We start from the raw sequence: 19,008 nt of genomic DNA, 5'->3' as shown, positions 1-19,008 counted from the left end.
GATACCTCTATGCGAAATCGCGGATGCGGCGGTACAGCGCTTCGATCTCCGGCTGCTTGCGGTATTCGGCCAGCAGCGGGGCGGCGGCGGCGCGGAACGCCGGCATGTCGACCTGGTTGAGCTTCACGCCGTAGTCGATCACCTGCTTGCGCGCGATCACCTCCGAGGCATCCCACAGGTTGCGCATCACCGGCACCGAGGCGCGCGCCAGTTCCACCACCAGTGCACGATCGGCCGGGGTCAGCGCTTCGAAACTCTTGCGCGACATCACCAGGATGTCTGGCGCATAGGAATGCTCGCTCTGCGACCAGTAGTGCGCGGCCTCGAAATGACGGCTGGACTGGAAGCTGCGCATGTTGTTTTCCGCACCGTCGATCATGTGCGTTTCCATCGCCGAAAACGTCTCGCCCAGCGACATCGGGGTGGGGTTGGCGCCCAGCATGCGCATCAGCTTGAGGAAGATGTCCGACGAGGCCACGCGCAGTTTCAGGCCCTTGAGATCTTCCGGGCGATGCAGCGGGTGCTTGGTGTTGTAGAAGCAACGCGCGCCCGAATCGTAGATCGCCAGGCCGACCAGATCGCGTTGCTCGAAGCTGCGCAGGATGCTGTCGCCGACATGGCCGTCGATGGTGCGGCGCAGATGCGGCACCGAGTCGAACACGTACGGCAGGCACAGCGCCTGGGTCAGCGGAAAGGTGTTGTTCAACGCCCCCGAATACACGCGGGTGATGTCGATGGCGCCAAAGCGCGCCATGTCGATCGCCTCCGACTCGCGGCCCAGCTGGCCGGAGTGGTACTGGCGCAGCTTGAGCCGGCCATTGGTGCGCGCTTCGAGCTGCTTGCCGAACCACCGCACCGCTTCCACGGTGGGGTAGTCGCCAACGTGCACGTCGGTGGCGGTCAGCAACTGCCCGCCGGGGATCGGCGTGATGGCGCCCGCACCCAACCACGGGCTGGCGGCGGCGGCGCCGAGCCCGGCACCGAGGAAATGTCTGCGTGTGATCATTGGCGCCCTCCCAAGCGTCTGGTCACCGGCCCGCGTGTTAGTTGGCGGACACAGCCTTGCAGGAAATGGCACCGATGCCGGCGAAGCGAATCAGCGCACGCTGCCCCACCTCGATGTCATGGATACCGGTGGCATTGCCCGTAGCGATGAGATCACCGCGCTTGAGCGGACGCCCGCGCTGCGCCGAACGGCTGAGCGCAAAAGCGTAGGCAGCGCGCAAGCCACCGGGCAACGTGGTCGCACCGCCGGTGCCGATCAGCTGATCGTCGATCAGGGTCTCGACCGTCAGTGCGGACTCGTCGCGTGCCAGCCAATCGGTCACTTCCGGCCCCAGAATCAGGCCGTTGTTGTTGCCGAAATCGGAGATCACCACACGCGGGCCCAGCTGGTTGATGGTCGCCAGCGGACTGCTGGCGATTTCCACGCCGATATACAGTGTGGCCGGCAGCTGCGCCGCCTCGTCCGGGGTGAAGTGGGTCTGCCCGGCCGGCGCGTCCGCGTCCAGACGCAGCACATACTCGGCTTCGACCGCGCCGAAGCCGCCTTGGTAGATCGGGAACTCGGTTGTTCCACCGGTAGCATTCCACAGCTTGCCCGCGAAGATCGGACCGAGCAGACGCTCGTCGCCGGAGAGGTCGCGGCGCTCGGCGGCGATATAGCCCACCTTCCAGCCCACCACCTGATCGTCCCACTGGCTGATGGCGATGTCCTGCACCTGATAGGCGGTGACCAGATCGTCGGGGATCTGCCCGGGAAAGTCGGGCAGCGATGCCCCGGCACGGCGTGCCTCCACAAAGCGCTGAGCGATCTGCGACAGCGTGGACGTGGACGAGGGTGGTGCGGCGGCGTCGTTGCTCAAGGGTGTCTCCCTGATAGATGTTTTTGTTGCACTGCCAATCGACAGTGGCACGGTGTGCTGTATATGGTAAACCGGTGTCATTGGCAATGTGCAGTGCGGCAAAGTTGGTCTACAAAGCGAAGTAACCCTGGGAGGGGTGGATGAAACAGACAAGCCAGACGCGGGTTCTTGCTGCGTTTTCGCATGCCGTGCGCCGGTGCCTGCCGGCGCTGTTGATCGCCCTCTCGCTGGTGGGCGCGCCAGTGGCCGCCGCCGAGTTGCCCAGCGCCGACACTGCCGCCGAACAGGCCAGCAGAATCCAGCTGTGGCCCAAGGGCATCGCCCCGGGGGACTCGCGCCTGAAAGCGCCGCAGCGGATCGTCGACCGCAGCAACGACCCTGCCGACCCCGACCGCTACATCCAGCAGATCAGCGCGCCCTACCTGGTGGTCTACCGCCCCAAGCGGCCCAATGGCACCGCCTTGCTGGTCACGCCCGGCGGCGGTTACCAGCGCATCGTGCTGGACAACGAAGGCAGCGCACTGGTGCCCAGTTTCGTCGACCCGGCCGGCATCACCCTGTTCGTGCTGCGTTACCGGCTGCCCGGCGAAGGCCACCCCGATGGCGCCGACGTGCCGCTGGCCGATGCACAACGCGCGCTGCGACTGATCCGCGCCAATGCCGCCCGCTATGGCATCGACCCGCAGCGGGTCGGGGTGATGGGCTTTTCGGCCGGCGGCCACGTCGCCGCCAGCCTGGACACGCGCTATGCCGCGCAGGTGTACCCGGCGCAGGACGCCACCGATGCGCTGAGTGCGCGGCCGGACTTCGCGTTGCTGATCTACCCTGTGATCGACATGGACAGCGCCAATGCGCACATGGGCTCGCGCGAACGCCTGCTCGGCAAGACGCCCAGCGCGGCACAGGTCAGCGCGTATTCCCCGCAGTTGCACGTGGATGCGCACACACCGCCGACATTTTTGCTGCACGTACAGGACGACACCGTGGTGTCGGTGCGTAACAGCCTGCTGATGCACGACGCATTGCTGCGCGCAGGCGTCCCCAGCGAGCTGCATGTCTTTCCGCAGGGCGGGCACGGTTTCGGCACCGCCAGTGCCACCGGGCTGACCGTGGCTGCGTGGCCGCAGCTGGCGCAGGCCTGGATCGCGCATGTCACCAAGGCGCAGACGCCGGCATCTGCACCTGTCGCGGCGCGGGACGTGGCGCGATGACACCACCGTCCACGCCCGACGCACGCCGCCGCACGCTGTTGCGCGGCGGCCTGCTCGCTACCGTCGCCGCCGTCTTGCCGGGTACTGCCACGGCGACCACGCCACCGCCACCGCGCGATGCGGCCGCACCGCTGGCCACCGTACGCAGCGGTGCATTGCGCGGCTATCGCGAGCAGGGCATCTGCGTGTTCAAGGGCATTCCCTACGGCGGCGACACCGCCGCGCGGCGCTTTCAGGCGCCCGTGCAGGAGAGAGCGTGGACCGGCGTGCGCGATGCCGTCAGCGTCGGCGCCGCTGCGCCGCAACCCAAGGCCAGCGAACCCACCAGCGAGGACTGCCTGTTCCTCAACGTGTGGACGCCAGGCCTGCGCGATGGCGGCAGGCGCCCGATCCTGTTCTATATCCACGGCGGCGGCTACACCACCGGCTCCGGCAGCGACCCGCTCTACGACGGCGTGCGCCTGTGCCGGCGCGGCGACGTGGTGGTGGTCAGCGTCAACCACCGCCTCAATGCCTTCGGCTATCTGTATCTGGCGCAACTCGGCGGCGCCGAATTCGCCGCCTCCGGCAATGTCGGCCAGCTGGATCTGGTGCAGGCGCTGCAGTGGGTCCGCGCGCACGCGGCCGAGTTCGGCGGTGATGCCGGCAATGTCACCGTGTTCGGCCAGTCCGGCGGCGGCGCCAAGATCGCCACGTTGATGGCGATGCCGGCCGCACGCGGCCTGTTCCATCGCGCCTGGACCATGAGCGGCCAGCAGGTCACCGCCGCCGGGCCACGCGCGGCCACCCAGCGCGCGCACGTGCTGCTGCAGGCCTTGCAGCTGGACGCCGCACAGCTGCCGGCGCTGCGGACGCTACCGCTGCAGCGCCTGGTCGACGCCACCCGCACCCGCGACCCATCGCGGGTGGAAAATACCGGGCTGTACCTGGGGCCGGTGCTGGACGCACAGGTGCTGCACCGGCATCCGTTCTGGCCGGACGCGCCGCCGCAGTCGGCACAGATCCCGATGGTGATCGGCAACACCCACGACGAAACCCGCGCCTTCCTTGGCAACGATCCGGCCAACTTCGCCCTGACCTGGGACACCCTGCCGGCCAGGCTGGAGCAGGAGCAATACGTGGATCTGCTGCCGCAGGTGGTGATCGCCGAATACCGGCGGCTGTATCCGCATTATTCGCCGAGCGAGGTGTTCTTCGCCGCGACCACTGCCGGGCGTTCGTGGCGCGGTGCGATCGAGGAGGCCGAGGCGCGCGCGCGGCAGGGCGCCCCGACCTGGGCCTATCAGCTGGACTGGGGCTCGCCGCTGGACGGCGGCAAGTTCGGCGCCTTCCACACCCTGGACATCCCGCTGGTGTTCGACAACATCCGCCAGCCGGGTTCACGTACCGGCGAGGGCGCCGATGCGCAGCGCGTGGCCGATGCGATGAGCCAGGCGCTGCTCGCCTTCGCCCGCCACGGCGATCCCAACCACGCCGGACTGCCGCGCTGGGAACCGTATTCGCTCGCCGAGCGCCAGACCATGCTGTTCGACGCGACCAGTCGGCTGGCGCACGATCCGCGCGGCGGCGAACGGCGTCTCTATCAGCAGGTGCCGTTCGTGCAGCGCGGGACATTCTGAGGCGGCGCAGCCAGCCGCAGCGCGCGACACCTCAGTTGCCGGAGTAGAGCCTGGACGTCTGGGTATCGTAGGCCATGAAGCCCTCTCCATTGGAGGAGAGGGTTTTCCGACCAAGATCGCCCGCTTCGCTGTACAGGACGGTGGCCACGAAGCGCGGGGATCCCAGCACAGGAAGTTCCGGGCATCCCAGACGCTGGCTTTTCTCGATAAACCACTCGAACTTTTCACTCTGCGAGGCATCGAATGGAGCATGGTGCCAGTGTCGTCGCCATGCATCTTCGCTGACCCAACCCGCATCGGGACTCTTCGCTACATCGACGGCGTAGGCGTAGTAAACCCCACCCAACAATCCCTCTTCCCGGCAGGATTGAGGGTATCCCGCGCACAGCGGTGACATGCTCCAATCCACTGCGCTTCAGTTTTTCACGCATACTGCCGAAGGCATAAAGAATCCGCTCTATTTTGAATGCCATCTGCAGATGCAACAGCGCCAATGCCGCAATCACACACACCAGCAGCAGACGTTTCGACAGCTTGACCAGACCGCGCATTGATCACCTCGGCCAGACGAGAGTCACCTGCATTCCCATCGCATGATGGCGCCGGCCACGTTAGCGGCCGGTGTCGTCGGTCAGCGTCGCGTTGCCTGGTGCAGCTGCGCCGCTGGCGGCTGACACCTTCATAACACGCTCCAGGAAGGAGCTGAGCAACGCCCCCGCGAGCGTTCAACCGACAACCGAGACAATCTCCATCAAGTTGTCAGCAAGTCGATGGCAAAGATTCCTGCTCGCGGCGCCTGCTTAGGGTTTCACGCGGGAGACCGATGATTTTCTTGTTAGGAAAATCCATCTTCGCCGTCAACCCTTCCCGACTAGGGAATGGATCCCAAATCTGCAGTGCTAAGGAAAACCGGAGAAACGCTGGTACACCCAGTAAAGCCTTGACGTCTCGGTGTCGTACGCCATGACGTTGATTGCCTTTAAAGAAGATGGAGTGTTCGGACCAAGATCATCCGCTGGGTTCGACACCAAGGCGAAGAAAAAGCGCGAGGAATTTATTCCAGGGGAGACAGGACACGCCTGTAGGTCATCTGGCGGCATTTCGAATTTAAATACATGAAATTCATCATACCTGTCAGGACCTCGGTACCAGATCCCGCGCGCCGCACGACTTTCCCAGAACGTGTCTGGAATCCTCGCCACATCGACAGCGTACAAGTAGTACATGTCTCCGAAAAAGTAATCGGTTTTCCCGCAGACTTGCGGTATCCCGCGCAAGGACGTGACCTGCCCGAGCCCACTGCGCTGCAACTGTTCGTGCATGCTGACGATGGCATCAAGGCGCTGCTGTAGTCCTAAGACCATCCACAGATTCACACCCGCTGCTGCGACGATCCCACATACCAGCACAAGACGCTTCAATAGCTTGATCAGACTGTGCATCGATCACCCCTCCATGCGATGGCGATTACCATCGCATGGCCGCGCTCGCCACGCTAGCGGCCGGGCTTTTGAGCGGCGTCGAATTGGCTGGCGCGGTTGCGCTTGCGTCGCAGACCACTGTTTGCGCTTGCGCAAGCGCATCATCTTCGGATAGCACAGCAGCAGACCGGCGCAGCGTGCGCGTGCTGCCATGGCTTGCCAATCCGCCACTTGTTGCAGTCGCCCATGGAATCAATGCGGTTCGAACACCTGCAATGCCGCGCGCGGCGGTCCATTGCCCAACCACACCGTTGCCACACTGATCGGCAAGCTGAAACGACGCGGACCGGCACTGCCGGGATTGATATACAGCACGCCATCGCGCGTCTGGATCGAGGGCTTGTGCGAATGCCCGCTGATGACGATATCTGCCGCCACGCCCGTTGCCAACGTTTTCAGATCGTGTAGCACATGGAGGCGCACGCCACCGATCAGCAGATCCAGCGTCTGCGGCAAACCCGCGGCCCACGGCTTGTCGTCGATATTGCCTGCGATGACATGCAGCGATGCCAGTGCCCGCAACGCCTCAAGCACCTCCGGCTTGCCCACATCGCCGGCATGGATGATGTGGTTGCAGCCATCGAGCGCGGCAAGCGCCTCGGGCCGCAACAGCCCGTGCGTGTCGGAGATCACACCGATACGCGTGCCAGTGCCCATCTCGCCATTACCTCGTTTGCGCACGACCACCTGGATGGCCCACTGCGATAGTTTCGACCTGGAGAAATCAACCTGGTCCCGGTCGAGTCGGGGCACCGGGATGCAACGGAGGCTGGCGCATGACCCACCTTGTCAACGATGGCGTGATGCATGACTTTAGCTGCCGCATACCACCGGGCCAGCTGCCCGGTGGTATGCGCAGGACGCGTCACCCGTGCGGGGTGAGCACGATGACGCCCAGCGGCGGCAACAACAGCGGCAACGACTGCGCATGCCCATGCATGGATTGATGCTCGGCGGTCACCACACCGCCGTTACCAAGATTGGCACCGCCGTAGATGCCGGCATCGCTGTTGAACACTTCGCGCCACTGCCCGCTCTGTGGCACGCCGATGCGATACCCATGCTGTACGACCGGGGTGAAATTGATCACCACCAGCACCGGTGCATCGCCACGTTTGCCCTTGCGCAGGAACGCCAGCACGCTATTGCCGGCATCATCGCCAACCACCCAGGCGAACCCGGACGGATCGTCGTCGTAGGCATGCAGTGCGGGATACTCGACGTACAAGCGATTCAAGTCGCGCACCAGCGTCTGCACACCGCGATGGCGCGCATCGTCGAGCAGATGCCAGGGAATGCCGCCATCGTGATTCCACTCAGTGGGTTGGCCGAATTCGCAGCCCATGAACAGCAACTTGCGTCCCGGATGGGTAAACATGAAACCCAGATAGGCACGCAGGTTGGCGAAGCGCTGCCAATCGTCGCCGGGCATGCGGCCCAGCAACGAGCCTTTGCCGTGCACCACCTCGTCATGCGAGATCGGCAGCACGAAGCGCTCCGAATACGCGTAGACCATGCTGAAGGTCAGCTCGCCGTGGTGGTAACGGCGATAGATCGGATCCAGCGCGGCATAATGCAGGGTGTCGTGCATCCAGCCCATGTTCCACTTGTAGTGGAAGCCCAGGCCGCCATGCGCCACATCGGCGGTGACACCGGGGAATGCGGTGGATTCCTCGGCAATCATCACGGCGCCCGGCGTGTGCTCGCGCACCACTTCGTTGAGCCGGCGCAGGAAGGCGATGGTTTCGTAGTTCTCGCGTCCGCCGTGGATATTGGGCACCCACTCGCCGGCATTGCGGCTGTAGTCGCGGTACAGCATCGAGGCCACCGCATCCACGCGCAGGCCATCGACATGGAAACGCTGCAGGAACTCCAGCGCGCTGGCAATCAGGAACCCGGACACTTCACGCCGCCCGTGGTTGTAGATCAAGGTATTCCAGTCGCGGTGGAAGCCTTCGCGCGGGTCGGCATGTTCGTACAACGCGGTGCCATCGAAATGCGCCAACCCGTGCGCATCGGTGGGGAAATGCGCCGGCACCCAATCGACGATCACGCCGATACCTTCGCGGTGGCAACGATCGACGAAGCGGGCGAAGCCATCCGGCGAGCCGAAGCGCGCGGTCGGTGCGAACAGGCCCAGCGGCTGATAGCCCCATGAGCCACCGAACGGATGCTCGGTCACCGGCATCAGCTCGACATGGGTGAAGCCCATATCGGCCACGTACGGAATCAGGCGATCGGCCAGGCCATCCCAATCCAGGTCCACCCCTTCCTCGCGTAGCCAGGAGCCGGCGTGGATCTCGTAGATGCTCATCGGTGCGTCGTGCGCCTGGCGTCGCGCACGCGTGGCCATCCAGCCGTCATCGCTCCATTGATGCGGCGTAGGGTCGGCCACGATCGAGGCGGTACCCGGCGCCAGCTCTGCGCGGCGCGCCACCGGGTCGGCCTTGGCCGGCAGCTCCTGTCCGTGCGGGCCGCGCAGCTGATACTTGTAATGCGCTCCGGGACCGACATCGGGCACGAACAGTTCCCATACGCCGGACTGATGCCGCAACCGCATCGGGTGGCGGCGCGCGTCCCAGCTATTGAAGTCGCCGACCACCGCCACGCGTGTGGCATTGGGCGCCCACACCGCAAAACGCGTGCCGTGCACGCCATCGATGTCGATCACATTGGCGCCGAGGGCATCGGCCAGTTGCAGATGATGGCCTTCGCTGATCAGGTGCAGATCAAAGTCGCTCAGCTGCGGTCCGAAGGCGTAGGCATCTGCGGTGTCCTGCTCGCCACCGGGCCAGCCGATACGCAGCCGATACCCGCCCTGGGCCGGCAAGTCGCCGGCAAACAGGCCCGGTTCCGGGCCGGCGTCCAGTGCGATGACCTGGCCATCGTCGAGTACTGCGTTGACGTAGTCGGCGCCTGGTTGATAGGTCCGCAACACCCGACCGCTGTCGGTCGGGTGCGCGCCCAGGAGGGCGAATGCATCGCCATGGCGTGCCTCGGCCAGGGCGCGGGTCGCGCCGGGATCCCATCGATTGCTCACTGCTGTCATCACTCCACTCATCATGTGTCTCCCGCACCAGCGCGCGCGCGGTGCAGGATACGGCGCAACCCTTCCACCGGCACCATCAACCAGCCAGGGCGGTTGGCGGCTTCGTAGCGCACTTCGTAACAGGCCTTCTCCACCAGGAACAACAAGGTGGCGGCATTGAACGCGGCCGGCGCAATCCATGGATGCACACTGGCATCGAGCACGGCATGGTAGGCGTCCAGGAAGGCTTCCGTGGAGCGACGGCGGAACTGGGCCAGAAATTCGTCCAGATGCGTATCCACACCCACGCCCGCGCGCGCGGCCGTCCCCTCTTCGCCGCGTGCCGACACTTCGCTGGCGTAGTCGAGCGAACGCAGGAAACCGGCCACATCGCGCAACGGGCTGGCCTTGGCGCGGCGTTCGGACAAGGGTCTGGCCGGCTCGCCTTCGAAGTCGATCAACACCACATCGTCGAAGGCCACCAGGATCTGGCCCAGGTGGAAGTCGCCGTGCACCCGCGTCAGCAACGAATCGGCCAGCACGCCCGGTGCCTGGGCGAGCAAGGCCTCCAGCTGCGGGCGTTGCGCCAGTACCGCGTCCAGCGCTTCGCGTTCGACCGGATCGTCGCTGCTGGCCAGACGCGCATTGACCGTCTCCCACATCTGTTCGACCTGACGCGCGACGCCGGCCACCACATCGTTGGCGGCGGTCGGGTCGATGCGCTGCGGGGCGAAGTCGGCATCGTCGGTCTCGCGCGACAAGGCGTCATGCAGCTCGGCCAGGCGCTTGCCGACCACCGCAGCGAACGGGTCGTAACCGGCAATGACTTCGGCGCGCGATTCGTCGGTCTGCGCGGTGGCGTACTCGTCGAAACTGCGTGCCAGATGGTCCAGCGTCCAGCGCCACGCATCACCCTGATTGCGGATGAAGCCCTGCAGCAGCGCAATGGTGGTGATGGTGCCCTGCGCGTCGATGCGGCTGACGCTGCCCAGCAACGGCGCGGCGTTGGCGTAGCCCATCTCGGTCAAGCGACGCCCGATCTCGATCTCCGGGTTGGCGCCGTTGGCCACATGCCGCAGCAGCTTGAACACCGCCTTGTCGGCGACCACCAGCGAGCTATTGCTTTGTTCGGCCGACAACCAGCGGATCTCCGGGTCTTGCGGAATCTCCAGCGTGGCCAGCGCCGGGGTCGCTTCGAAGCGCACCTGGCCTTGTTGCGAGGCATCGTCGCCATCGCGGAATTCCAGCGATGCGTTGCTGCGCAACGCATCGATCACCCCGCACACCATCGGCTTGAGCGCGAACGCATCGGTGAGATAGCCCACCTCGCGGCCCTGACGCACCCGCGCCAGTGCCAACTGCTCGGCCAGGGTGCTGGGCTGGTCGCGCTCCCACACGATGCCGATCGGCAGCATGTAGCTCTCGTGGCGGCCATCTTCCAGCTCCACTTCCAGCTCCAGCAGGCTCATCGGCTCATCGCCCGGCAACGGGGTGCGACGCGAGATACGCACGTGCTTCAGCGCCTGATCCTTGGCCGAGAACCAGCGCCGTGCCGACAACCAGGCCGGCAGGATTTCCGCTTCCAGCGTGGGCAGATGCGGCAGCAGCGCGTTGGCCTCGTCGGTATCGCTGCGCAATACCAGCGTGCGGTAATCCGGCAATGGCACCGGGCTGGGCACGTGCCAGTCCGGCAAGGTGCCTTCGCTGACCAGCTGGAACGCGTAGAACCCGAACGGCGGCACCGTGAGCAGATAGGTCAGCCGGCCGATCGGCGGGAAGCTGCCGCCGCCAATGATGTCCACCGGCACGCGGCCATCGAACTCGGACAGATCCAGCTCCACCGCCTGCAGCGTGTGCGACAGGTTCGCCACGCACAGCACGGTTTCGTCCTGATAGCAGCGCAGGTACGCCAGCATGCGGCGATTGCCCGGGTACAAAAAGCGCAGCGTGCCGCGGCCGAACGCCTGGTAGCGCTTGCGCACGCTGAGCACGCGGCGGGTCCAGGTCAGCAGCGAATGCTGGTCGCGGATCTGCGCTTCCACATTCACCGCCTGAAAGCCGTACAGCGGGTCCATCACCGGCGGCAGCACCAACTGCGCGGGATCGGCGCGCGAGAAGCCGCCATTGCGGTCGATCGACCACTGCATCGGGGTGCGCACGCCATCGCGGTCACCCAGATGGATGTTGTCGCCCATGCCGATCTCATCGCCGTAATACAGCACCGGCGTGCCGGGCATGGTCAGCAACAAGGAGGTCATCAATTCGATCCGGCGGCGGTCGCGCTCCAGCAGCGGCGCCAGACGGCGACGGATGCCCAGATTGATGCGTGCTCGGCGATCGGAGGCGTAGGTCTGCCACAGGTAATCGCGTTCCGAGTCGGTGACCATTTCCAGCGTCAACTCATCATGGTTACGCAGGAAAATCGCCCACTGGCAGCTTTCCGGAATCTCCGGGGTCTGGCGCATGATGTCGGTGATGGGGAAGCGGTCTTCGCGCGCGATCGCCATGTACATGCGCGGCATCAGCGGGAAGTGGAATGCCATATGGCATTCGTCGGCGTTCTGGCCGAAGTACTGCTGGGTGTCTTCCGGCCACATGTTGGCTTCGGCCAGCAGCATGCGGTCAGGGTATTCGGCATCCAGCGTGGCGCGGATCTTGCGCAGGATCGCGTGGGTCTCGGGCAGGTTTTCGTTGGAGGTGCCGGAGCGCTCGATCAGGTAGGGCACCGCATCCAGACGCAGGCCGTCCACGCCGCGATCCAGCCAGAAACGCATCACTTCCAGCACCGCTTCCAGCACGGCGGGGTTGTCGAAGTTGAGGTCCGGCTGATGCGAATAGAAGCGGTGCCAGAAGTACTGCCCGGCCACCGGATCCCACGTCCAGTTGGACTTTTCGGTATCGCAGAAGATGATCCGCGTGCCTTCGTATTCCTGGTCGGTGTCCGACCACACGTAGAAGTCGCGCTCCGGCGAGCCGGCTGGCGCATTGCGCGCACGCTGGAACCATGCATGCTGATCGGAGGTGTGGTTGATCACCAGCTCGGTGACCACGCGGATGCCGCGCGCATGCGCTTGCGCGACCAACTGCTCGAAGTCGGCGATGGTGCCGTAGTCCGGATGCACCGCCATGTATTCGGCGATGTCGTAACCATCGTCGCGGCGCGGGCTGGGGTAGAACGGCAGCAGCCAGATGGTGTCCACGCCGAGTTCGGCAATGTAATCCAGCTTGGAGATCAGCCCCGGAAAATCACCGATGCCATCGTCGTTGGAGTCGAAGAACGACTTGACGTGCACCTGATAAATGATCGCGTCCTTGTACCAGAGCTGATCTGCGACCACCGCGGACTGTTCCGCGTCGGCTTGTAACGATGGGACTGCATTCATGCGACCTCTCCTGCGCGGATGCGCCATAACGCGAACGGCCGCGTCGCCTCTAAGCGGATGTGTTGCTGTTTTCCATGCCATGTGAAGCGATGGCCGTCCCACAGGTCGTCCACCGCCACACTGGCGTGATCGGGCAGGCCCAACTCCCACAGCGGAATTTCGATGGCGGCATCCTGCGCCGCGTGGGGGTCCAGATTGATGGCCACCAATACCATGCTGCGGCTGCGCGACAGATATCCGGCATCCAGGAACTTGCCGAAGTACAGCACCTGATCGTTGTGCGCCTGATAGAAGCGCGTACCCAGATGCGACTGCAATTCCGGATGCATGCGGCGCAGCTGGTTGAAGCGGGTGATCTCATCGACGATGTCGCCGGGCGCGCGCTCGGGCCAGGCACGCAGCTGGAATTTCTCCGAGTCCAGATACTCTTCCTTGCCCGGCGCCAGCGGCGTGGCTTCGCACAGCTCAAAGCCCTGGTACATGCCCCATAGGCCCGACAGCGTCGTCGCCAACGCAGCACGGATCAGATGCCCGTTCCGCCCACCGGTCTGCAGGAACAACGGGTTGATGTCCGGCGTATTGACGAAGAAATGCGGGCGGAAACAGTCGCGCGGCACGCCCTGGTTCAACTCTTCCAGGTACTCCCGCAGCTCGTGCTTGTGGTTGCGCCAGGTGAAGTAGGTGTACGACTGCGAAAAGCCGCACTTGGCCAGGCGATACATCATCTTCGGCCGGGTAAACGCCTCGGACAGGAACACCACGTCCGGCCGACGCCCACGGATATCGGCAATCAACCATTCCCAGAACGGGAACGGCTTGGTATGCGGGTTGTCCACGCGGAACAGCGTGACGCCCTCGTTGACCCAGAACAGCACCGCGTCGCGCAGCGTGTTCCACAACTCCGGCACCGCGCCGCTGGCGTAGAAGTCGACATTGACGATGTCCTGGTATTTCTTCGGCGGATTCTCCGCATACGGGATCGAGCCATCCGCGCGCCAGGTGAACCAGTCCTTGTGCTCGCGCAACCACGGGTGATCCGGCGCGCACTGGATGGCGAAATCCAGCGCCACTTCCAACCCGTGCGCGCGCGCGGCCTGGATCAGCCGGCGGAAACCGTCGAGTCCACCGAGCTCGGCATGCACATCGGTGTGCCCGCCATCGTCCGCACCGATCGCATACGGGCTGCCTGGCTCGCCATCGACCGCAGTGACCGAGTTGTTGCGGCCCTTGCGGTTCTTCGCGCCGATCGGGTGGATCGGCGGCATGTACAGCACGTCGAAGTGCATCGCGCGGATATGCGCCAGCCGCCCGATCACATCGTCGAAGGTACCGTGGCGCTGCACATCGCCGCTTTGCGAGCGCGGGAACAACTCGTACCAGCTGGCGAAATGTGCCGCGCGCCGCTCCGACTCCACCCGGAACGTCACCGGAGTTTCGGAGCGGAACGGCTTGTCGTCGGCCAATGCCATTGCCTGCGCGGTGTCCGGCTCCAGCACGATCGCCAACTGCTGCAACGGCTCGCTCTGCGCGCCGATGCGGGTCAGGATGGCCTGCAGCCGCTCGGCCAACGCCCCGTCGCTGCGCGCATGTGCGGCTTGCACCACGGCCACTGCTTCCTGCACGTCCACCGGCAACACCGTGTCGGCGGCGCGCTTCTTTTCAAGATCCGCATGCAAGGTGGCGAAGACATCGCGCCAGCCTTCCACACGGAACTCATAGGTGCCGATGCGCTCGAGCGGGAACTCTGCACGCCAGCGGTCGTTGCCGAGCGCACGCATCGGCGCGCTGGCCCAACTCTTGGCATCGGCCGGGCGCCACAGCACTGCGACTGCGATGCGATCGTGCCCATCGCAGAACGCATCGGCTTCCACGCAGATGCGGTCGCCCACCGTGCGCTTGACGGGGAAACGGCCGTTATCGACCGACGGCGTCACCGACTCGATGCACACCCGCGGCCAGGCCGCGGCGGTCTGCGCACGCGGGCGCATGCGCGGCACTGCCAGCACATGCCGGGCCGGCACACTGCGATACACCCGCACCTCGCCCGGCTCCAATGCTTCCAGCGTCGTGCCGGAGAGCGTGCTGCCATCTCCGCCCACCAGCGCTTCGGCATCGCCAAGCAAGCGCAACAAATCCGACGCAGGCACCGGCACCACGTGGTTGGCATCGCCATTAAGCAGCAGCAACGACGGCAACCCGCCCAGCGGTTCCACCGCCACTGCCGTCAGGCCGGTGGCTTCACGCAGTAGCGGACGCAACCGCAGACCGGCGTTACTGGCCGGCACCCCAGCGGGTGCGCGGATCGACAACGGCAACGCGTGCAGATGCGCCTCGTCCAGCAACCAGGCGCCGCCCAATGCCAAGGCCAACTGCCAGTGCTGCTCCGGGGCTGCCGCGCGCTTGCCATCGGGCGCATCCAGCACCGCCACGATCTGCGATGCCATCGCCCGCAGCGCAGTGTCTTCGTCGAAGAACCAGCTCCCACGGCCATCCCACCACGCAAGCGAAGAAAACGCCGCATCGAAACCGGCACCGCTCAACTGTTGCAACGCCTCCAGCCCCAGGCCCGGCGTCCACGCCGCAAATACCGCCTCCGGCGCCTGCGCATGCACGCGTGCAATCAACTCGCGCCAGCGCTGCACCGGCACGTGCTGCGGCTGCAACAGGCGAAAGCCGCCAACACCCTGCTCCACCCATGCCAGCAAGCGCGCGCTCCACCACTCCACCAGCGCCGCACCTTCCTGCGCGTAGCTGAAGCGGGCTTCGGCCACTTCCGGGGTAGCGCGCGGCTGACGCGGGTCCGGCACCGCCGTGCTGCGCGCACGAAACCACTGCGGGTTCTCGCGCACCACCGCGCTCGTGCCACCCACTTCATCCAGGCGCAGATCGATAAGCAGCTTCACGCCGGCCCGGTGCGCGGCCTGAACGGCATCGCGCAGACGCTGCGCGTCTTCCTCGCAGGTGGTGGCGACCTCGCTCAGCCGGCCTTCCGCGTCGCGTGCAAACGGCGGCGCGAGCACGACATGGTCAAAGCCCGCCTCACGCGCCGACTTGCAGCGCTGCTCTAGCCCGGCCTGCTCGCCGGTTGCCTCATTGAGAACACAGATCCGCATGGCGCCCCCTCAGCAGACTACGGCGCGCGCACGCACCGTGACGAAGGAGACGACGCGGGTCGACCCACCCCGCAAATCCACCGGCGCTCGTTCACGACGCACCAGCCCAACTCCCGTCCGGATCGACCCCTGCCTACTCAAGGCCTGGTCGACCCTTTCTACCGTGACTGCACTCATGCGCAACTCCGCAACGATTCTTGACCGATGCAGTCAAGCACCCCCACTGCGAATTTCATGTGTCGGTGGAATTGACGAAAATCAAACAAGCGCGGCTGTGGTGAGGGCTCAGGCAGCGCTGGCCAACTCCCAAGGGTTGTAGGCTATGGCCTCAACCTGCAGGGAGAGCAACGATGCGGAGCTACGTCATGGCGGCGCTGCTGGCCATCGCCACAGTTGCAACGGCAAAGGATCAGAGGCTGAGCCCGAGCCGTGCCGGAGACATCGTAGGGCTTTGGCAAGATGTCAGCGCCAACGACGACATCGTCAAGGAGGACTACGCCGGCTTCGTGCAGGTTGTCGACCTGGACAAGGATGGAGTCGATGAGATCGTCTATCTGAGTTCTTCGTATTGCTCGGGTTCCACTTCCGACTGCCCCAACAGCATCGATGTATTGCGCAAGCACCCACCCAGGAAGGTACCCAACGTCAGCGCTCCGATCGACGAATGGGAAACCAGGGCACGCAAGACCGGTTACACGCCAGACGCCAGCGAGCAGATTCCTGGCGAAGTGATGACTCTTGCAGTCCAAGGCAATCGCATCGAGGTCGTGTTCGTCGTGCAGGAAAACTCGCCGATCTGCAAACGGGAACAACCCAATCCGGACGGGTCGCAGCGCTGTCCCGCCCCCGGCCACTACAGCTGGACGTACACCTGGAAGCCAGGCGCGTTGACGCGCATTACCGACGCTGGCAGCTACGAATCACATGTACCCAGGGCCCATTTCCCCGAGCAGCTGCGAGGCGCCTGGGTCACCGCAGGGATCGCCTGCCGCGACACCGAGACAGCCGACCCCAAGCACCTCATCCAGTTCGGCTGGGATCACATGACCGGCAAGGGCGAAGACCTCTGGCCCAACGCGGTCATGCTGCTGGCACGCACACCCTGGACATGGCGCATCATTACCGCGTCTGCCAACGCGCCGAAGAAGGACGTTCCTGCAGTCTTCATCCTGAGCCAGATGGAAGATCGCCTGATCATTGCAGAGCAAACGCGCGTCAGAACCTTCGATCGGTGCCGCTGAGCGGAAAGTCGATTGCCATCGCGTTTACGGCAATGCGACGTGGACTCGAACGCATCGCCACAGAACGTTTGGTCGACGTCCGCGCAGGTCCCTGAAGCTCAAAATGGCGACGTCGCACTCACTCGCCGCTTGCAGACCAGACGTGGCAGGCCGGCGATCTGCCACGCCCACGCTCACATCGCCTTCTTGATCTCTTCCGCCTTCGCCAGGTGCTGCTCGACGTGCGTCTTGGTCTCGGTCAGGTGCTGCTTGACCGGCTCGGTCGACGCCACTGTCATCATCTGCGTCTCGATCAGCTGCAGCGCATCCTTGTGCCCGGCGATCATTGCATCGATGTAGGCCGCCGCGTAGTCCTTGCCGGACTTCTGCCCCAGCGCGGACAGGTCCTGCTCGCCCTTGCTCTCGAGCTTCTTGACGTCCGGGGTTTCGGCCAGCGTTCCCAGCGCCTTGGTCTTTTCCAGGTTCTCGGTGTGCTCTTTCTCCATCATCTTCGCGTACTCCAGCACCGCGCCGGTGACCTTTTTGTCCTGCGCCTGCTTCGCTGCGGCGATCTCGTGGTTGTCCACCGCCCCGAGCAAGCCAAGGGCGATGTCGTCTCCGGAACTCGCGCGCGCCGCGCCTTCCGGCGCCGGGCTGGCTTCGCCGACAGGCGGCGTGGTCGGGGTCGCCGCGCCACCGATCGGCGTCGGCTCGGTGGACGCGGCAGGCGCTGCGGCCTCCTTGTCGGCATTCGGCTTGCAGCCAGCGAGCGCCAGTGCCGCGACGATGGACAGGACCAACAGTGACTGTTTCATGCTCCACTCCCTATCGATTGGAGACAGCAGCATCTGCCTGGCTCGGTCACGACACACCAGTCCAACTTCCGTCCAGACCGACCCATGCCTACCCGATGCCTACCCGATGCCTGGCCGACCTTTCCTACCGTGACTGCACTCATGCGCAACTCCGCAACGATTCTTGACCGATGCAGTCAAGCACCCCCACTGCGAATTTCATGTGTCGGTGGAATTGACGAAAATCAAACAAGCGCGGCTGTGGTCACGCGTTCACGCTGTACAAGCCTGTGCCTCTTACACGTGAAAAGGCAGGGTCTGACCATCACCGGCAGCGCGCCGAGGCGTATGAAAGCGCGTTAGGCGCACCCGGTAGCGGCTTGGCATCTTTTTTCGGAGGCGATTGTTTGACCCTCAACGGCAGCCGTCGACGTCATAGAGGATCAATGAAAAACGATGGCCGCGCCGGACTCCAGACTCTTTCTGCACGCCTCGCGCAGGACCACGCAGGAGTAACTTTCGATTCCATACTTCTGCCAGCGCGCTTCGCCTTCACCGTGTGCGTCCACCGCTTCCCAGAGGTCTTCCGAGTCGGACTGAAGACTTTCAGGCACGCCAATAACCTGCGCCAGACGCTCCAGCTCCGCCAACAGCCTGGGCGTGGAACCAAGTATACCGCCTGGAACTTGCGCCTCATCGGCAAACAGCACATTCGGAAAATCCTGCGGCAGATAGAAACCTTCTGCATCGCTGTGCACGATCAGATGATCGAACGACCTAGCAAACCGGGGGGGCTTATTGAATAGTCGTTGCATCAGTGCCGGCTTCTTGCCCAGTACGTCTTCGCCGTAGGCCTGAAGCAGCGGATCACTTGCGCCGCCTCCTTGCCCCGGCGGTGGCAATGGCAATCCAGCATCCAGATGCGCAGCAATGCGCCTGAGGTAGTGCAATCCGGCATATCCAAACATGCCCCAACTCCGTGATTCACACATCAAAGGCTCGACGTGCTGAGGCAACCCATGCACTTTCAGTACGCGCCCGACGTTCGAGAAAACCTGTGCGAACTCTTCTGCACTCTCCGGATCGCTCTCTCGGAGATCGGCAATCAAACCAACAGATATCTCCAAACCCATGGAGCCTCCAACGAAAGGGAAGATGTCTTCAGAGATTAAAGTATCCGCGATTCGACGTGGGCGCACCTAAGGAACCTCTGAACAACGCACCACAGATACGCGACACTACCCGCCTCATGTTGAGGAGTGATCCATGCAACTGACGTTCGGTGACGCTGAGG

At 64.5% G+C, this 19,008-nt stretch carries 13 protein-coding genes; 3 read left to right on the top strand and 10 right to left on the bottom strand.

What is annotated here, in order from left to right:
- Nucleotides 1-7 precede the first annotated feature (7 nt).
- Together GGR62_RS18865 and GGR62_RS18860 are read right to left on the bottom strand one after the other, a co-directional pair.
- Nucleotides 8-1,006 (bottom strand): TRAP transporter substrate-binding protein, encoded by a 999-nt coding sequence (locus tag GGR62_RS18865; protein ID WP_184409373.1) that lies wholly within the window; start codon nucleotides 1,004-1,006, stop codon nucleotides 8-10.
- A gap of 37 nt (nucleotides 1,007-1,043) precedes the next feature.
- Nucleotides 1,044-1,865 (bottom strand): 2-keto-4-pentenoate hydratase, encoded by an 822-nt coding sequence (locus tag GGR62_RS18860; RefSeq protein WP_184409372.1) that lies wholly within the window; start codon nucleotides 1,863-1,865, stop codon nucleotides 1,044-1,046.
- Between the two features lie 140 nt (nucleotides 1,866-2,005).
- Between GGR62_RS18860 and GGR62_RS18855 the strand changes: the two genes are divergently transcribed.
- Complete coding sequence (locus GGR62_RS18855; RefSeq protein ID WP_184409371.1) at nucleotides 2,006-3,076, top strand: alpha/beta hydrolase; 1,071 nt, start codon at nucleotides 2,006-2,008, stop codon at nucleotides 3,074-3,076.
- A complete protein-coding gene (locus tag GGR62_RS18850) occupies nucleotides 3,073-4,695 on the top strand; it encodes a carboxylesterase family protein (RefSeq protein WP_184409370.1) in 1,623 nt (540 codons plus the stop codon). The genes GGR62_RS18855 and GGR62_RS18850 overlap by 4 nt, the downstream gene beginning before the upstream one ends.
- A gap of 31 nt (nucleotides 4,696-4,726) precedes the next feature.
- On the opposite strand, the gene GGR62_RS18845 is transcribed toward GGR62_RS18850, so the two are convergent.
- The 6 genes from GGR62_RS18845 to GGR62_RS18820 form a co-directional block, all read right to left on the bottom strand.
- Nucleotides 4,727-5,092 carry a hypothetical protein gene (locus tag GGR62_RS18845; protein ID WP_184409369.1) on the bottom strand — a complete coding sequence of 122 codons (366 nt, stop codon included), beginning with the start codon at nucleotides 5,090-5,092 and terminating at the stop codon, nucleotides 4,727-4,729.
- A 502-nt stretch (nucleotides 5,093-5,594) separates the two neighbouring features.
- Complete coding sequence (locus GGR62_RS18840; protein WP_184409368.1) at nucleotides 5,595-6,137, bottom strand: hypothetical protein; 543 nt, start codon at nucleotides 6,135-6,137, stop codon at nucleotides 5,595-5,597.
- A gap of 231 nt (nucleotides 6,138-6,368) precedes the next feature.
- On the bottom strand, nucleotides 6,369-6,863 hold the full coding sequence (locus tag GGR62_RS18835) for a metallophosphoesterase family protein (RefSeq protein ID WP_184409367.1): 495 nt from the start codon (nucleotides 6,861-6,863) through the stop codon (nucleotides 6,369-6,371).
- A 178-nt stretch (nucleotides 6,864-7,041) separates the two neighbouring features.
- The gene (glgB, locus tag GGR62_RS18830) at nucleotides 7,042-9,225 is read right to left on the bottom strand and encodes a 1,4-alpha-glucan branching protein GlgB (RefSeq protein WP_221229384.1); all 2,184 of its coding nucleotides are present in this window, start codon (nucleotides 9,223-9,225) and stop codon (nucleotides 7,042-7,044) included.
- Nucleotides 9,226-9,236: 11 nt separating this feature from the next.
- On the bottom strand, nucleotides 9,237-12,587 hold the full coding sequence (gene treS, locus GGR62_RS18825) for a maltose alpha-D-glucosyltransferase (protein WP_184409365.1): 3,351 nt from the start codon (nucleotides 12,585-12,587) through the stop codon (nucleotides 9,237-9,239).
- The gene (locus GGR62_RS18820; RefSeq protein WP_184409364.1) at nucleotides 12,584-15,700 is read right to left on the bottom strand and encodes a maltotransferase domain-containing protein; all 3,117 of its coding nucleotides are present in this window, start codon (nucleotides 15,698-15,700) and stop codon (nucleotides 12,584-12,586) included. The genes treS and GGR62_RS18820 overlap by 4 nt, the downstream gene beginning before the upstream one ends.
- 365 nt (nucleotides 15,701-16,065) lie before the next feature.
- On the opposite strand from GGR62_RS18820, the gene GGR62_RS18815 reads away from it, so the two are divergent.
- Nucleotides 16,066-16,941, top strand: coding sequence for a hypothetical protein (locus tag GGR62_RS18815; RefSeq protein WP_184409363.1), 876 nt, complete (start codon nucleotides 16,066-16,068; stop codon nucleotides 16,939-16,941).
- Nucleotides 16,942-17,114: 173 nt separating this feature from the next.
- Here the strand turns inward: GGR62_RS18815 and GGR62_RS18810 are convergent, their stop codons facing one another.
- Nucleotides 17,115-17,720, bottom strand: a complete 606-nt coding sequence (locus GGR62_RS18810; RefSeq protein WP_260306303.1) for a DUF4142 domain-containing protein — start codon at nucleotides 17,718-17,720, stop codon at nucleotides 17,115-17,117.
- Between the two features lie 437 nt (nucleotides 17,721-18,157).
- Nucleotides 18,158-18,847, bottom strand: a complete 690-nt coding sequence (locus GGR62_RS18805) for a hypothetical protein (RefSeq protein ID WP_184409361.1) — start codon at nucleotides 18,845-18,847, stop codon at nucleotides 18,158-18,160.
- Between the last annotated feature and the right edge of the window lie 161 nt (nucleotides 18,848-19,008).

Origin of the sequence: Xanthomonas sp. 3075, from assembly GCF_014197275.1 — a bacterium.
GTDB lineage: Bacteria > Pseudomonadota > Gammaproteobacteria > Xanthomonadales > Xanthomonadaceae > Xanthomonas > Xanthomonas campestris_B.
The sequence above is the reverse complement of the archived record's forward strand: the minus strand, read 5'-3'. Positions and strand labels throughout refer to the sequence as shown.

Coding starts and splice junctions, on each gene's coding strand:
- GGR62_RS18865 (WP_184409373.1), bottom strand. CDS start 1,006: ATGATCACACGCAGACATTTCCTCGGTGCCGGGCTCGGCGCCGCCGCC.
- GGR62_RS18855 (WP_184409371.1), top strand. CDS start 2,006: ATGAAACAGACAAGCCAGACGCGGGTTCTTGCTGCGTTTTCGCATGCC.
- GGR62_RS18850 (WP_184409370.1), top strand. CDS start 3,073: ATGACACCACCGTCCACGCCCGACGCACGCCGCCGCACGCTGTTGCGC.
- GGR62_RS18845 (WP_184409369.1), bottom strand. CDS start 5,092: ATGTCACCGCTGTGCGCGGGATACCCTCAATCCTGCCGGGAAGAGGGA.
- GGR62_RS18840 (WP_184409368.1), bottom strand. CDS start 6,137: ATGCACAGTCTGATCAAGCTATTGAAGCGTCTTGTGCTGGTATGTGGG.
- glgB (WP_221229384.1), bottom strand. CDS start 9,225: ATGACAGCAGTGAGCAATCGATGGGATCCCGGCGCGACCCGCGCCCTG.
- treS (WP_184409365.1), bottom strand. CDS start 12,587: ATGAATGCAGTCCCATCGTTACAAGCCGACGCGGAACAGTCCGCGGTG.
- GGR62_RS18820 (WP_184409364.1), bottom strand. CDS start 15,700: ATGCGGATCTGTGTTCTCAATGAGGCAACCGGCGAGCAGGCCGGGCTA.
- GGR62_RS18815 (WP_184409363.1), top strand. CDS start 16,066: ATGGCGGCGCTGCTGGCCATCGCCACAGTTGCAACGGCAAAGGATCAG.
- GGR62_RS18805 (WP_184409361.1), bottom strand. CDS start 18,847: ATGGGTTTGGAGATATCTGTTGGTTTGATTGCCGATCTCCGAGAGAGC.